The sequence below is a fragment of the Candidatus Deferrimicrobiaceae bacterium genome (assembly GCA_035256765.1).
Taxonomy (GTDB): Bacteria; Desulfobacterota; Deferrimicrobia; order Deferrimicrobiales; family Deferrimicrobiaceae; genus CSP1-8.
The window spans coordinates 1-14326 of the sequence record DATEXR010000012.1 but is presented as its reverse complement, the minus strand read 5'-3'; the positions used below and the strand labels follow the sequence as shown (position 1 = coordinate 14326).

15 protein-coding genes are annotated in these 14326 nt (G+C 63.7%); 1 reads left to right on the top strand and 14 read right to left on the bottom strand.

The genetic code is table 11. The annotated features are described in order from the left end of the window. Nucleotides 1–331 (top strand): hypothetical protein (locus tag VJ307_00415; protein ID HJX72587.1); only part of this gene is annotated, 331 nt, incomplete at its 5' end. 46 nt (nt 332–377) lie between these two features. Here the strand turns inward: VJ307_00415 and VJ307_00410 are convergent. From VJ307_00410 to VJ307_00345, 14 genes are all read right to left on the bottom strand, one after another. After that, on the bottom strand, nt 378–1499 hold the full coding sequence (locus tag VJ307_00410; protein HJX72586.1) for a glycosyltransferase family 4 protein: 1122 nt from the start codon (nt 1497–1499) through the stop codon (nt 378–380). Next, nucleotides 1496–3367: an asparagine synthase (glutamine-hydrolyzing) gene (gene asnB, locus VJ307_00405; protein HJX72585.1), complete on the bottom strand. Its 1872-nt coding sequence runs from the start codon at nt 3365–3367 to the stop codon at nt 1496–1498. The genes VJ307_00410 and asnB overlap by 4 nt, the downstream gene beginning before the upstream one ends. After that, nucleotides 3367–4155: a methyltransferase domain-containing protein gene (locus tag VJ307_00400; GenBank protein HJX72584.1), complete on the bottom strand. Its 789-nt coding sequence runs from the start codon at nt 4153–4155 to the stop codon at nt 3367–3369. Before VJ307_00400 ends, asnB begins: the two co-directional genes overlap by 1 nt. Nucleotides 4156–4198: 43 nt before the next feature. Further along, the gene (locus VJ307_00395) at nt 4199–5134 is read right to left on the bottom strand and encodes a methyltransferase domain-containing protein (GenBank protein HJX72583.1); all 936 of its coding nucleotides are present in this window, start codon (nt 5132–5134) and stop codon (nt 4199–4201) included. 84 nt (nt 5135–5218) lie between these two features. Then, a complete protein-coding gene (locus VJ307_00390) occupies nt 5219–6034 on the bottom strand; it encodes a class I SAM-dependent methyltransferase (GenBank protein HJX72582.1) in 816 nt (271 codons plus the stop codon). Next, nucleotides 6018–7133, bottom strand: coding sequence for a glycosyltransferase family 4 protein (locus tag VJ307_00385; protein ID HJX72581.1), 1116 nt, complete (start codon nt 7131–7133; stop codon nt 6018–6020). Before VJ307_00385 ends, VJ307_00390 begins: the two co-directional genes overlap by 17 nt. After that, nucleotides 7130–7903: a class I SAM-dependent methyltransferase gene (locus VJ307_00380; protein HJX72580.1), complete on the bottom strand. Its 774-nt coding sequence runs from the start codon at nt 7901–7903 to the stop codon at nt 7130–7132. The genes VJ307_00385 and VJ307_00380 overlap by 4 nt, the downstream gene beginning before the upstream one ends. Then, nucleotides 7887–9053 carry a glycosyltransferase family 4 protein gene (locus VJ307_00375; GenBank protein HJX72579.1) on the bottom strand — a complete coding sequence of 389 codons (1167 nt, stop codon included), beginning with the start codon at nt 9051–9053 and terminating at the stop codon, nt 7887–7889. The genes VJ307_00380 and VJ307_00375 overlap by 17 nt, the downstream gene beginning before the upstream one ends. A 34-nt stretch (nt 9054–9087) precedes the next feature. Further along, on the bottom strand, nt 9088–9870 hold the full coding sequence (locus VJ307_00370) for a polysaccharide deacetylase family protein (GenBank protein HJX72578.1): 783 nt from the start codon (nt 9868–9870) through the stop codon (nt 9088–9090). Continuing rightward, a complete protein-coding gene (locus VJ307_00365; GenBank protein ID HJX72577.1) occupies nt 9867–10961 on the bottom strand; it encodes a glycosyltransferase family 4 protein in 1095 nt (364 codons plus the stop codon). Before VJ307_00365 ends, VJ307_00370 begins: the two co-directional genes overlap by 4 nt. Further along, on the bottom strand, nt 10955–12160 hold the full coding sequence (locus tag VJ307_00360; GenBank protein ID HJX72576.1) for a glycosyltransferase family 4 protein: 1206 nt from the start codon (nt 12158–12160) through the stop codon (nt 10955–10957). Before VJ307_00360 ends, VJ307_00365 begins: the two co-directional genes overlap by 7 nt. Further along, nucleotides 12151–13305, bottom strand: a complete 1155-nt coding sequence (rfaQ, locus tag VJ307_00355) for a putative lipopolysaccharide heptosyltransferase III (protein HJX72575.1) — start codon at nt 13303–13305, stop codon at nt 12151–12153. Before rfaQ ends, VJ307_00360 begins: the two co-directional genes overlap by 10 nt. Further along, nucleotides 13295–14044: a glycosyltransferase family 2 protein gene (locus tag VJ307_00350; protein ID HJX72574.1), complete on the bottom strand. Its 750-nt coding sequence runs from the start codon at nt 14042–14044 to the stop codon at nt 13295–13297. The genes rfaQ and VJ307_00350 overlap by 11 nt, the downstream gene beginning before the upstream one ends. Then, nucleotides 14041–14326: glycosyltransferase family 9 protein (locus VJ307_00345; GenBank protein ID HJX72573.1), on the bottom strand; the 286-nt coding region annotated here is incomplete at its 5' end. The genes VJ307_00345 and VJ307_00350, both read right to left, overlap by 4 nt.

Genomic DNA, 14326 nt, shown 5'->3' with positions numbered 1-14326 from the left:
CCTGTCCAAGGCGCCCGAACGGTACGTCGCCCGCACCGCAGCCGCGGAGGTCACCCGGGAACTGTGCGGCCGGGGTGTGACGCTGCGCCCCGGCTCGAAGATCCGGTACCTGCTGACGGAAGGGGGGGGACACTCTTGCGGAAGTGGGGGGAGACACTCTTGCGGGACGAAAAACGGCAAAGCCAAGAGTGTCCCCCGTGGGAGTGTCCCCCGTGGGCAGCGTGGCCGGGCGATGGGCTTTCTGGACGGCAGCGAGGCGCCGGATCTGGCGAAGTACGAAGAGATGCTACGGGAGGCGACGGAAGAGGTGCTGGCCCCTGTCGGAGGGTGAGGCGCGAAGGGGATTCCCCGTATCGCCGCCATCCGCCCGGGTCCGCTCATCGCCGGAGATTCTCCAGAACCTCGCGGATCTTCCCTGCGCGGCGATCCCACGTGTACTCTGCGGCCTCCTCCCGGGCCCGTGCCGCGATCCGGGACGCAAGCGCTTCATCCTCCAGGACCCGGCCGATTCCCGCCGCCAGGGCTTCGGGGTCGCCGGGGGGAACGAGGACCGCGTTTTCCCCGTCCCGGAGCACCTCCCGGAAGGCGGGGAGGTCCGAGGCCACGACGGGGACGCCGGCAGCCATGTACTCGAAAAGCTTCAGGGGGGAGGTGAACCGGGAGACACCGCCGGCCAGGTTGGGAAGAACGGCGACCCGTGCCTCCTCCAGGAACTTCCTCACCTCGGCGTGGGGAACCGTCCCCCGGAACTCGACCCGCCCGGCCACCCCCTCCTCCACGGCGAGCCGTTCGAGATCCCGCGCCCGTTCCCCCTCTCCCCCCACGATCGTAACTCTTTCCCCTTCCAGAAACCGGAGCGCCCGGATGAGAACATCCACCCCCTTCCACGGGTAGAGTTGTCCGAGGTAGAGAATGCCGGTTCCTCTCCCGGAACGGGGGACGGCAAGGAAATCCGCCCGGACGCCGTCGGGGATGACCTTCTCCACCTGCCTGCCGAAAAGGGACGCAATCTCCTCCCCCAGGGCGGAGGTGATGGCGATGACCGCGTCGGATTCCCGGTAGACCAGGGATTCCATCTCCTGGAGAGTCCCGGCCTTCCCCGGATTCTCTGTGGTCCGGTGGAAGATCTCGTGCGCCTCGAACACCACGGGGAGGCGGTGCACCCGTCGGGTCCGGATCAGGAAATGGGCAAGCTTCAGGTACCGCGCGAAGATGACGGCTCCCTCCCGTTTCCTCGCGTGCATCAGGAACGACAGGTGGAAGGGAGCGTTCCAGGAGACGGCCCCCCGAAGAACGGGGAGCCGGACGACGGCAAGGCCCTCGACCGGTTCCAGCCCGTAATGGCGGAACAGCTCCTCCTCTCCGATTCCCGGGCGAAGTCCCGTCATGAGGCGGACCGCACATCCCGCCCGCGCCAGGGCGTGGCATGTATGCACGATCTGGATGAAGCGCGCGCTCTTGCCGGGGAGCGGCTCGGGGACGGGGTACAGGACCGTCATATGTCCACGCGGAACGCCGGAAACCATTGGGACAGCATGAAGAGGTTCCAGATCTTCTTGTGGTTCGATTCGACGTCGTGAAACAGTTCAACAACCGCGTCCCTTTTAAGCAGTCTGCCCAGGGGCCTGCTTGTCAGGATCTCGTTTCTGCACAAGTCCCCGAGTTCCCCTTTCAGCCAGACATGCGTGGGCGCGGCGAAACCGACCTTGGGGGCGTCGAAGAAACCCGGCCGGAACCAGTCCCCGAACGTCTTGCGGAAGATGAACTTGCCCTCCTTCCCCCGCAATTTGTACTCCCCGGGCAGGGAAGCCGCGAATTCGACCAGCACATGGTCGAGCAGGGGGGAGCGGCACTCCAGCGAATTCAGCATGCTGCAGATGTCCACCTTGCAGAGGACGTCTTCCGGAAGGAAGCCGGTCTGCTCCCTATAGAGATACCGGCTCAGGCCCTCGGTGTCCCCGGACCGGTCTTTCCAGTATCCCGCGACATCGCCGCGGGTTTCCCGCAGCAAGGGGCCGTACAGGGCCTCCTTGTCCGCTGCGTTGTACAGCGAGACGAAACCGGCGTACCGCTCCACCCCCGCAAGGAACAGCGCCTTGTCCTCCCTCGTCAGCGGGAACGCCTTGTCACGACGCCGCGGATTGACCATCCGTTCCGACCACAATCCCAGGCGGCGAACCGCTTTCCAGGCTCCCAGGAGCCGGAGTCTCTCCAGGCGCTCGATAAACATCAGCTGCCGGAAACGCTTGTACCCGGCGAACGTCTCGTCCCCGCCATCGCCGGTCAAGGCTACCTTGACGTGTTTCGAAGTCATCTTCGATAGGTAATACGTCGGGATGATCGAGGAGTCACCGAACGGTTCGCCGAATGCCCGGATCGCCTCCGGGATCACCTCGAGGACGTTCGCCTCCACACGGAACTCCGTGTGTTCGGTCGCGCAGGCAAGGGCAACCTCCTTCGCCCGCCCGAGTTCATCGTACCCCTTGACCCCGAAGCCGACCGAGAACGTCCTGACCGGTTCCCCGAGAATTCTGCTCATCGCGGCGACGACGATGCTCGAGTCGATCCCTCCACTGAGAAAGGCGCCGAAGGGAACGTCGCTGCGCAGCCGGATCCGGGTCGCCTCCAGGAAGATCTCCCTCATCCGCTCGCAGGCATCGGGGAAGGAAAGGCGCGGATCGAGGCGATCGTACGGAATATCCCAATAGCGGTTCACGCTTCGGATCCTGCCGTCCTTGACGATCAGGTAGTGCGCCGGGGAAAGCTTTCGCACCGCCCGAAACGCCGTCATGGGGGAAGGGATGTACTGGAGGGTCAGGTAATGGTCGAGGGCGGGAAGGTCGCATTCCCTCGGGATCTCCCGGTCCAGGGCGAACAGCGCCTGGATCTCCGAAGCGAAGGAGAACCCCCTCGGCCCCTCGTGGTAGACAAGGGGCTTGACCCCCATCCGGTCCCGCGCCAGAAACAGGATCCCCTGTCGCCGGTCCCAGAGGGCGAAGGCGAACATTCCCCTCAAGTGGGCGAGGCAGCCCGAGCCGTGCTCCTCGTACAGGTGGAGGATGACCTCCGTGTCACTCGTCGTCCCGAATCTATGCCCCTTGTCGATCAGTTCCTTCCGGAGTTCGACATAGTTGTAGATCTCCCCGTTGAAAACGATCTGCAGGGAACCGTCCTCGTTCGCCATCGGCTGGTCGCCAGTGGACAGGTCGATGATGGAGAGCCGGGTGTGGCCGAGCCAGACGCGCTCCTCGGCATAACGCCCCCTGCCGTCCGGGCCGCGCCTTCCCAGCGTGTCCAGGCCGGTCGCCGGATCCAGGCCCCGGGCGTCGTCGGAGGGATCGAGGGAGTAGCCGAGAATCCCGCACATCACCGTTTCCTGGCAATAATCTTGAAATTGATGCCAGTGTACTTGATCAGCGGGATTCTCTGACCCGCTTTCGCCCACGCGTACTGCCGAGGACTGTACTTGAGGGGGTGCCGCAACGTGTCGACGTGTTCCACGCGCAGGTCGTTCATCCTCAAGAGGTTGAACGCCTGAAAGACGTTGGACCGGTTGCAGGCGTCCATGTCGTTTACGGAGGAGGGCTCCACGGCCCGCTCCCACTCCTCCACGATCCCTTCGGGGAGCGTCTTCAGATCCTTGACCCTACCGGAAAAAAACCATTTGATTCCCCTGAGCGACCGGCTGAGACGGTTGCTTCCCAGCATATTCGGCGCAGAGAGAAACAGGGAGCCACCAGGCCTCAGCACGCGGCTGATCTCGGCGATCACCTTTTCCGGGTAAATCGTGTGCTCCAGGAGTTGGAGGCAGACCACCACGTCGAATGCGTCGTTTTTGAATGGAAGGCATTCCGCATCGGCCTGGAAGACGGAAAGGTCCCTTTCCCTCGCCATCCGGCAGGCATAGAGGGAAAGGTCCACGCCGCAGGAGAACGCTCCGCTCTCCCTGGCCGCCTTGAGGTAATGACCGGTGCCGGAGGCGACGTCGAGCAAACGGATCGTTTCGCCATATTCGGGCATGCACTTCCCGATGATCCCGGCCAAGAAGTCATCGTAGGTAAAGCCGCTATCCTCGCTTTTGGCGATGAGGTCATGATACGGCTTGCTTTGCGTATACAGGATTTTCAGGATTTCCTTCGATTTATCGGGATCCATCACACCCCACCTTCTTCCCTCCCCACCGATCCTCCGGGCCCTCCTATTTCGTCGCCCGCATGCTCAGCGGCTCATCGAGCAGTTGGATGTCAGCGAAATCACCGCGGAACCACCGATGCACTTCTGGGTATGTGTGGAACCACTGGTACTTGGGATGATAGAGATCGAACGTGTCGAGCCACCTCCATTTCCAGTTGCTGTTCCGGCTGATCGGGAGGTATCTCTGAAACGACCGGAGGAAGGGAATCTTGTATACGTAATACAGGACGATCGCCAGGGAGGAGAGGCAGTAGAGCATTGTCGGCGGGAGTCGCGTCGTGACCTTTCGAACCGCCGCCAGCGCGCTCAGGCTCATGCGCCGGCTATGCGTCCACCGTTCGTACAACCAGATAGCGATGGTCCCGCCCTTTTTCAGGCAAGGGATAATTGCCCGGAACGCCGTTTCCGTAATCGGCGTGTGGTGCAGGACGCCGATGGAATACAGAACGTCGAATGACTCCTCCCGGAAAGGAAGGCGGAAAAGATCCGCCTGGACCAGGTGGACGTTCGGCCGGCTCTGCAGATTCAGCCGGGCCGCTTCCACAGCGGTACTCAAGTCGATCCCGACAACCTCCGCTCCCCATCGGGAAGCGATGTCCGCATATCGTCCCGCTCCCACTCCGACGTCCAGGACAAGCTTCCCCCGGAGGAAATCCTCGCTGAACGCGGTTTTTTTTATGAACGTTTCCAGAGAGCCCTGGGACTTTACGCTGTCGATCTGTACCGTCCGGAATGTTTTCCACTGGAACCCAAAGATCTCAGCGTAATTGTCCTTCTCCACGAAGCGGGGAATGAAATGAACTACCGGGAAACTATTGCCACACGAAGCACACACAAGCGTTCCCGTCTTGATTTCCTCGGAGACGTACTCCGGGTTCATGAGCTGCAGCGGGTTTCTGTCCTCGGGGCAGACGAGAAGATCAAGCAACCTTTTCTGCATATCGACTCCTTCTCTCGAATTGGATGCATTCTTCCCCCTGCATGTGCTCGAAAGATGCTGTTTCCGGAATACCCTCCGTCGCCGTCATCCTGCCGACCCGCTTTTTTCTCCTACGATCGTGATGTTACTTCCCGGAAATAAGCTCGATACCGGGTTTCTCAGCAGGCTCAGAACGGGTATCTTCCGCATCCTTTTCTTGACAGCGTCGGAATAGTGGAGCTTGACCTGGACGACCCGGAATCCGGATTTTTCGACAAGGAGCCGCAGGCTCCGGGGATCGAAGTGCCAGAGATGATGCGGCAGGGTCCACCCGCCCCACTTCGGACCGAGTGCTCTCGCGTCGTACCCCGTTGAGTTTCTCGTCTCCATCACAAGGATCCCCTTGCTCCGCAGAAGACCCCGGATTCTACCGAGCACCGCCAAGGGGTCAGGAAGATGTTCGATCACCTGCCATAGGGTACATACGTCCTGGGAATTATCCTCGAGGGAAACCGTCTCTACGGGGGCCGGCAGGACCGGGATGCCGAAATGCCCCTGGATGTAATCCGTGGCCCATCGGGACCATTCCAAACCGGCCACGGAGAACCCTTCCCCTCGGGCAGCTTCCAGAAAGAATCCGAGTCCGCACCCGACGTCGAGGAGATCGCCGGTTTTCTTGAACCGGCGGACGAATTTCACCCGCGGGACGTTTTCCCGGATCCCATCCGACGGGTCCTTGATCGCACCCTGTTCGGCGTAGAAATCCTCTTCGTACGAAATCCCGCCCTCCGGCAAGGGCGGATCGAGGAACCCGAGCCCGCAGGCGGGGCACCGCGAGACCGCGTACATGCCTATGGCGATCACGGGCACCTTGACGTCCCCCCTGCAGAGGTAACAGGAGAATTTATTTCCGGAGCCCATGGAAAATTTCCTCGAGCCGCTCGACGATTACGTCCCAAGAGAAATGCTCCACGGACCGGGCGCGGGCGCAGGTTCCCATGGACTCCCTGAGCGTCGGGTCGCAAATCAAGACCTTCAGTGCCTCCACGATTGCATAGGCGTCCCGGGCGGGCACGACAAAACCCGTTTCTCGCTCCTCGATCCCCTCCGGAATCCCGCCCTTGCGAGTACCGATCGCGGGCTTGCCGCAGGCCATCGCCTCGCAAAGAGTGTTGGGGAAGGCGTCGTCGTCCCCGATCGTGGGGAAAAGTACGACGTCGGCCACGGAATAGATATCGGGCATCTCCTTCGTGTCCACGGCCCCGGTGAAGATCACCCTGTCTTCCACCGATTCCGCCCTTGCTCTCCGGTCCAGCTCCGCCCTGTACTCCCCGTCCCCCACGATGACGTACCGGACTTTCTTTTCGGTCAGACGCGAAAGCGCCTCAATGCCGACCTGGACCCCCTTCCACCCGACGAGTCTGCCCACGGTCATCACGATGAAATCGTCGTCCCGAAGGCCGAGGCGGCCCATCATCTGCCCCGATTTTTTCCGCGGCGAAAATCTTTCCGTGTCCACCCCGTTGTGGAGAACCTCCGGTTCCCGTCCGCAGTACCGCCGCAGCTGCATGGCGTTGTGCCGGCTGCAGGCGAGGAACGCGTCGAGACGCCGCGCGAAATATCCGTAGCCCGGGTAGAACTCCGTCCCCCCGCTGCGGAAGACCACCTTCGCGCCCGTCTTCCTCCGCACATAGGCCGTAACCGGCATTTCGAACGATTTCCGTATGTAGAGAACGTCATACCGGTTGTCGATCAGCGGGGCGAGAGCGCTTCGGGCGAAGGACAGCCTCTCGGAGAATTTCCGGAACCTCGACCCGAGGTCCGGGAACCGGTTTCTAGCGACAAAGGGGAAGGTGAGAATCCGCACCCCTTCCGGCATCTCCCACCGGATGCCTCCTTCCCCCCCGTACATGTGGACCTCGTGCCCCCGCGAGGCGAGACGTTTGGCCGTTTCCCAGTAGGAAGTCTGGATGCCGCCGTAGCTGACCGTGACGGTCATCTCGTACAGTGCGATTTTCACGCGGCCCGACCTCCGCCTTTCCTGCAGACCAGGATGTTGAGGAAACACCAGTTCGCGTTCGGGAGGAGCCGATTCAGGAGATCATACAGCCACAGATACCGGGACGGTTTTCTCTGGACGAGCTTGTAGAGCACCGGCACCGTGGGAAAAAACCCTTTCCTCTCCGCGAGGAGGAATCCGCCCTCCTCCAGCATTTTCATATATTCGGCGATCGGCCGGTCTCCCGGATGTTTCTCCACGGAGGCCGTCCGGACGAACTTGCCTTTCAGGAGGAAGCGGACCCGGGAGGCCAGGTGGGCCAGGTTGGGGATGGAGATGACGAGGGATCCCCCGGGTTTCAGGACCCGGAGGAGTTCCCGGATCGCATCGGCCTGCCTCTCGATCGGGATATGCTCGATCACGTCGAGGAAAAACGCCACGTCGTACCGTTCGTCCTCGATGGGAAGGGCGAGCACGCTTCCGCGGACCACGATGTCGGAGGAGTAGTTGTCGTCCACACCCAGGACGCGGACGTATCCTCGTTTCGCCAGTTCCTCGACGAACACGCCCTCCCCGCACCCCACGTCGACGATCGAGGTCTCCCGGGGATAGGCGGAAATGAAATCGAGCACGAACTTCTTCTTGGAGAGGTACAGGGGATAGTACGACCAATCCGGGGAGATGTCCCGATGGTAATCCCCCCGACTCCCGTATTCACCGGTCTTCCGGGAGGCGGGCGATCCGCCGTCCCTTGCGACGTTTTCCTGCGGGTTCTCATCCGGAGTGAGCATCGGAATAGGCCTTTTCGTAGGTCTCGATCAGCAATTTCCTGTGGGCATCCCACGTGTAGGATTCGATATGGTTCCTCGCCCGCCGGCCCATCTCCTCCCGGAGTCCCGGATTTTCGTACAGGCGGAGGATCTTCTCCCCCAGCAAGGCATTGTCCCTCACGGGGACGATGTACCCGTCCTCTCCGTCGCGGACGACCGAACCCGCGTTCGGGGTGACGATCATCGGGAGGCCGCACGCCATGGCCTCGTACGTGACCTTCGCGCTCCCCTCGGAGAGAGAAGGGAAGATGAACACCGAGGCATCCTGGTAGAGCCTGACGAGATCGCCCACAAACCCCGCCATCCGGATGCTTGGGTCGCTTTTCACGTACCTCTCCAGTACGGGCCGCATGTCGTCCTGGACGATACCCACCAGGAGCAGTTCCGCGCTCGCGAGCTTCAGGTTCTTCCACGCCTCCAGCAGGTACCGGACTCCCTTTCGGACTCCGATCGCCCCGACGAATATCGCCCGGAACGGTCCCGCTTCCCGCCTCGGAGGAGGAACGAACCGGTTTGTGTCCACACCACTGGGAACCACAAGCAGTTTTTCCTCCCCGATTCCGTTCGTCCGAAATGTGTCGCGCGTGAAGTCCGATTCGAGGATCAGGTATTGGGCCGAATCGTACTCCTCCTGGAGATAGTCGGGACCGAACCCGAAAAACCGCGCGAACACCTCGGGGTCCTTCTTCCAGCGGATCCCGAGCTCGTCGTACTCCCGGTTCATGATCTCCTCGGTGTACCGGAAATGCGGGGCGGGATTCTCCATGAACGAGACGATGCCCCTCTCCCGGCAATATCGAAGGGAGCGGAGGGAACTGCCGGACCATCCGTGGAACAGGTCGGCCCCCTTCCGGAGGACACGGACCGTCAGCCTGTCCAGGGATTTCATCTTGGCCGGATAGTAGTATCGTGCGGGAAGGTTGGAGAAGATCTTCGCCGCATAAAACCGCATGGGCCTTATATAGCGCGCCGGGATCTCCTGCTGTCGGTTCCCGTACGCCACCACTCTCTCGAGGTACCCCCGGGCGTAAATCCCCTTCAGCGCCTCAAAACTGTTGCCCCCGAGGCCACTTGCACCGATGCGCGTCGGGATGGAATAGACGACCCTCATCTCGCGCTTGTTTCCCCACGGGAGGTATGATCCCTCATGCCTTTTTCACCTTGAGGTACAGTTTCGACAGGGTCGCGCTCGTGTACACGGCCATCCGTTTCTCGAACCACCCGACATCGTCCTTGACGACGATCCTGCGGATGTCGAACGGGTCGGAGCCGGGCTCCACGACACCGGGCTTCGTGGTGAAGGCCCCCCGGTATCCCAGCCTCTTCGCCGTTTCGATCGCGGCGTCGCTTCCACTTCCGTGGGGCCAGCATACGAACGGGCACGGCCGTCCCGTCCTCCGCTCGATCTCCTCCTTGGACCCCCCGAGCTCCTCCTCGAGCTCCCCCGCGGAGAGGGTGTCGCACTTCGCGTGGGACTTCGTGTGGGAGTGGAACTCCACCAGGCCCCCCGCCGCCATCTCGCGGACATGGTCCCAGTTTAGCGCGACCTGTTGCGCCTTCCCCCCGCGCACCAGCATCTTCGATTCCCGGTGGGTCGGAACGGGGGCATCGTCTTCCCGCCGCCCCCGGGACGCCTGGTTCACCCGGTCGGTCACGAGAAAGATCGTCGCGCGGAGGTCGTATCGTTGCAGAACGGGGAAGGCGTGCAGGTAGTTGTCCAGCCAGCCGTCGTCGAACGTGATCACGACGGATCTTGACGGGACCGTTGCTCCCCCCAGATACCCCATCAGCGCATCCAGGGAAAGGGAGTGGTATCCCCTGCTGCGAAGATGCCGCATCTGTCCCTCGAACACCCGGGGGGTCACCGTCACGAGATCCCCCGCGTGGGGATTGACGTGATGGTACATGAGGACCGGAACCGGGCTCATTTGCGCAGCTCCCCGGCAAGAGACCGGTAGAGGGAACTCATCTTCGCGCACATCACCTCGACAGTGTACTTCTCCTGGACGATCTTCCGTCCTTCGATTCCCATCCGCCGGCCTTTCTCCCTGTCCCGAAGGATGTCGACGATCGCACGGGCCAGGGTCGCGGGGTTTTCGGGGGGGACGAGATGGCCGTTTACGCCGTCCTCGATCACTTCGCCGACCCCTCCGACGCGGGTCCCCACGACCGGCTTTTCCATCGCCATCGCCTCGAGAAAAGCGGTACCCAGCGCTTCCTCCAGGGTCGGCAGAACAAACAGGTCCAGGGAGGCGATCACGTTGGGCACATCCTTTCTCAGGCCGAGGAGGAACACCTTCTTCGACAGGCCCAGGCTCCGGATCTTTCCCTCGATGTTGTCCCGCTGCGGACCGTTCCCCGCCATCACGAAAACCGCCTCCGGGACGGCCCGGAGAATTTCGGGCACCGCATCCAGCAGGACATGGTGCCCCTTCTTCCTTCGAAGGATCGCCACGATCCCTACCAGCGGCACGTGCGAGGACAACCTGAGCTCCTCCCGCAACGTCCCGGCCGCCGCCCCGGGGGAAAAACGCTCCGTATCGATTCCGGTGGGAACGGCCATGACCCTCTCCGCCGGAATGCCCTCGTCGATCAGATACCGCCGGACATATTCGCTTACCGTGACCACCCGATGGGGGAGATACCGGTACGAGATCCTCGACGTGATGGGAAGCGCCAGATGGCGCGTACGGACGATGATGGGGCGCCGGGAGGACAAACGCCCCGCCAACCCCGCCAGCAGGCTGTCCCTGCCGCTGTGGGTGTTCAGGATATCGACCTGTTCGTCCCGTATGACGTTTCGGATCGCCGACACCGCGGCCACGTCATAGCTTTTCCGCATGGAGCGGAACCGGACCGGAATTCCTTCCGCCGCGGCGCGCCTTCCGATCTCGGCCTGCGGGGGACAGAGGACGAGGACCCGGTACCCCATCCGGGACAGGCCTCGCAATTCCTGGAGCGTCCGGTTTTCCTGGCCTCCCCACGCGAGGGAGGATTCCGTGTGCATCAGCGTCAACATGACCCGGTCGTCTCCCCCCTCTCTCCTCCGGCCGGCGAGGGCGATGCGGGCGGCACCCCCGTTTTCCTTTCCCATGCCAGGGAAAGGACGCGGAGGACCTCCCCCACCTTCTTCTCCAAAGGTACTTGCTCGGCCGCCGCCCGGGCGGCAGCCCCCATCCGCGACCGCAGGCGGCCATCCAACAGATCCTCCATGCGGTCCGCAAGCGTAGCGGCGTCGAAAGGATCCGCCAGGAGAAACCCCGCATCCCCGTCCCGGAAAATCTCCGCCGCGCCGTTCGCCTCCGTGGTGATCACCGGAAGACCGGCGGCCAGGGCCTCGAGGCACGCGTTGCTGAAGGGCTCGTAGATCGTCGGGAACACGAATGCGTCCGATCCCAGGTAGAAGTCTTCGGCTCCGCTCACGGGCCCGGGAAAGAGAAACGCCCCCCCGGCTCCCCCCGCCTCCGCTCTCTCCCGGTACGGGCGAGGATCCCCTTTCCCGACAACCAGAATGCGGAACCGCTTCCTTCTGCGGGCCAGGGCGATCGCGGCATTCGTCAGGGCGCCCATCCCCTTGCGGGCGAACCCGGACCCCACGAACAGGAAGACGGTCTCTTCCTCGGGGATACCGAATCGCCCGCGAAGGGCCGCCCTCGCCTGATCCTTCTCCGACGCCGGAAACCGCGAGAGATCGACCCCGTTGTGTATGACGACGATTTTTTCTCCCGCCACGCCGTAATGCCTGACGATTTCCTCCTTCCCCCGGGACGAATTCGCGATGACGGCAAGGAGCTTCTCCGACGAAAACATCTTCCGCTCCAGCAGGAGATGGGCCCGGTGCAACGGACGCATGCGGTCCAGCATGGCGGCATGCGGCCTCAAGGACCGTTTCCTTGCCAGCCACTCGGCATGGCACCCGTCCCCCGCGCGATACACCTCGGTCCCCGGCAACCGTTCCCAGGAAAAGAGAAGCCAGTCCGGGTGGGCCCGCGCCCATTGCCGGACCGCGCGCGCGAAAAGAAAAAGACGCACGGGCGCGGGGCGATTCGGAACGCGCAGCGGCACCCAGGTGGAGCCCGACATCTCCGCCCTTTCCCATGAGGACGAGAGGATCCGCAGATCGGCACCGGTCTCCCGCAAACGTTCCGCCATGGCGTCCAGGTACCGCTCCCCTCCCCCATGGGGGGAGTACCGGTATCGCGCGATCGCTACCCGCATGCCGGACCCGCCTTCCCGGCGTTCCTTCCGAGAATCCGGTCGACTTCCTCGACGACCTCCTCGATCGTGATCTCCTCCATGACGGGGCTGCGCCTGGTTTCCCCGCACCCGCCCCCCCCGGACGGGGCGCACTCCCCTTCCTTCTGGACGACGACGTGTCGGCCGACCCGGCGCGTCCCGGCCGGCCGCTCCGCCGTGTATCCCCAGTCGATCCCCTCCCAGGGCGCCCAGTTGAACGCCCCCGTGGGACCGAAGAGCGCGACGACCGGCGTCCCCACCGCGGCGGCGATATGCATCGGCGCCGAGTCCACCCCGAGGAAGAGGCGGGCGTCCGCGATGGCCGCCCCCAGTTCCTTCAGGCTGAATCGCCCGGCCAGGGAAACCGCCGGGACACCGCTCGACGCCGCGATCCGTTCGGCCTGGACGACCTCGGAAGGATCCGGCCCGGAGGTCACTACGGGTACGATCCCCCGCTCCGCCAGGTATCGCACGATCCCGGCCATCCCCTCCTCCGTCCAGCACTTGAACTTCCAACGCGACGTGGGCTGGACCACGGCATAGGGAGCGCCTTCCGAAACCCCCGCGCCGGAGAGCTTGCGTCGCGCCCCCTCCTTCTCCTCCTCCAGGAAGAAAAGCCGCAATCGCAGGTCCGCCGCGGGGATTCCCGCGGCCGCGAGCACGTCGAGATCCTTCATCGCCTGATGCCGGTACAATCCGGGGCGGGGGCAAAGGTGGGTGTAGAGCCGCTCCTTCCCCCACATCCCCCGGCGGGCGGGGGCGACACCGGCGCGGAACTTCGCCCCGGAGAGCAGGGAGAGAACCGCGCTGCGGTCCCCCTCGGTGAAGCTTACGGCCAGATCCGGACGGAGGGACCGGAGGCCCCTGAGGAGGGCAAGCTCCTCCCGCAAGCGCCCCTTTCCCCCGCCATCCCTGCGCCCCCGGCGGAACACGACAAGACGGTCGATGTCCGGGTTCCCGGAGAGCATCTCCTGCGTCCCCTCGTTCACCACGGCCGCGATCCGGGCCTCGGGGAACGCCTGCCGCAACGCGCGGAACGCGGGGGTGGAGAGAAGGACATCCCCGATGTGCCGCAGCTTGAAGACGACGATGGACCTTACGTTCCGCCCCGCGAGGCTATCCCCCATCCGTCTCCCCCAGCTTGGCGTACTTGGCGAAGGTGTACGCCGCGTACAGGACCGCGAGCCGGAATCCCAGCGCCCCGTCGAGAAAACCGCGCTTCAGGACGAACATCCGGAAGAAGGTGAAGGCGGGACGGAACAGGAGGTCGAGGGACGAGACCCGCTTCCCCGCGCGAGCCATCTCCCGCGCCGCCAGGGTGGAATAGCGGTTCATCCGATCGAGAAAGTCGGCCGTGTCGCGGTAGGTGAAATGGAGCAGTTCCCCCGAAAGCGTCCCCACGGTCCCCGGCACGAGGACCGACTCGTGAACGGCACGACCGTCGAAGCGGCCCCGGTCCTTGCGCCAGAGCCGAAGCACGTAATCGGGGTACCACCCCCCGCGGCGGACCCATTTCCCCCCGAAAAAATTCCTCCGGGAAACCCGGAACCCGTCTTCCGGCGCATGCCGGAGATGGAGCGCGCGGATCTCCTCCGCGAGCTCGGGCGTGACCCGTTCATCGGCGTCGATGCTGAAGACCCACGGGGCCGCCGCCTTCTCGAGGGCGCTGTTCTTCTGCGGCCCGTACCCCTTCCATTCCTCCGTGAACCATCGGACGCGCGGGTCCCGGCGGCACAGCTCTTCCGTGCGGTCCGTGCTCCCCGAGTCGACCACGATCACCTCGTCGGCGAACGTAAGGGATGCGAGGCATTCGCCGACGTTTCTCTCCTCGTTCTTCGTGATCAGGATCGCGCTGACTTTTTTCATGCGGATTGCCCCTCCCCGATGAGCGACGCCATCTCCTTCGCCACGTCTTCCGGCGAAATGCTCTCCCGGCACTCGGCGTCCCGGTCGCACCGCTTGCGCAGGCAGGCGGTGCACGGCATCGGCGCTTGCACGAACCGGTGTTTCGGCCCGTACGGCGCGTTCCGGTTCCCGTCGGTCACGCGGAAGACGGAAACGGTCCTGGCGCCCACCGCCGCCGCGATGTGCAAGGGGCCCGTGTCGGGCGCGAGGAGATACCCGCAATAGCGGAAAAGCGCAGCGAGC

Excerpts from the sequence above, each read along its gene's own strand:
- rfaQ (HJX72575.1), bottom strand. The coding sequence starts at position 13,305 with ATGGGGGATAGCCTCGCGGGGCGGAACGTAAGGTCCATCGTCGTCTTC.
- VJ307_00350 (HJX72574.1), bottom strand. The coding sequence starts at position 14,044 with ATGAAAAAAGTCAGCGCGATCCTGATCACGAAGAACGAGGAGAGAAAC.
- VJ307_00400 (HJX72584.1), bottom strand. The coding sequence starts at position 4,155 with ATGGATCCCGATAAATCGAAGGAAATCCTGAAAATCCTGTATACGCAA.
- VJ307_00395 (HJX72583.1), bottom strand. The coding sequence starts at position 5,134 with ATGCAGAAAAGGTTGCTTGATCTTCTCGTCTGCCCCGAGGACAGAAAC.
- VJ307_00390 (HJX72582.1), bottom strand. The coding sequence starts at position 6,034 with ATGGGCTCCGGAAATAAATTCTCCTGTTACCTCTGCAGGGGGGACGTC.
- VJ307_00380 (HJX72580.1), bottom strand. The coding sequence starts at position 7,903 with ATGCTCACTCCGGATGAGAACCCGCAGGAAAACGTCGCAAGGGACGGC.
- VJ307_00370 (HJX72578.1), bottom strand. The coding sequence starts at position 9,870 with ATGAGCCCGGTTCCGGTCCTCATGTACCATCACGTCAATCCCCACGCG.
- VJ307_00360 (HJX72576.1), bottom strand. The coding sequence starts at position 12,160 with ATGCGGGTAGCGATCGCGCGATACCGGTACTCCCCCCATGGGGGAGGG.
- asnB (HJX72585.1), bottom strand. The coding sequence starts at position 3,367 with ATGTGCGGGATTCTCGGCTACTCCCTCGATCCCTCCGACGACGCCCGG.
- VJ307_00365 (HJX72577.1), bottom strand. The coding sequence starts at position 10,961 with ATGTTGACGCTGATGCACACGGAATCCTCCCTCGCGTGGGGAGGCCAG.
- VJ307_00375 (HJX72579.1), bottom strand. The coding sequence starts at position 9,053 with ATGAGGGTCGTCTATTCCATCCCGACGCGCATCGGTGCAAGTGGCCTC.
- VJ307_00410 (HJX72586.1), bottom strand. The coding sequence starts at position 1,499 with ATGACGGTCCTGTACCCCGTCCCCGAGCCGCTCCCCGGCAAGAGCGCG.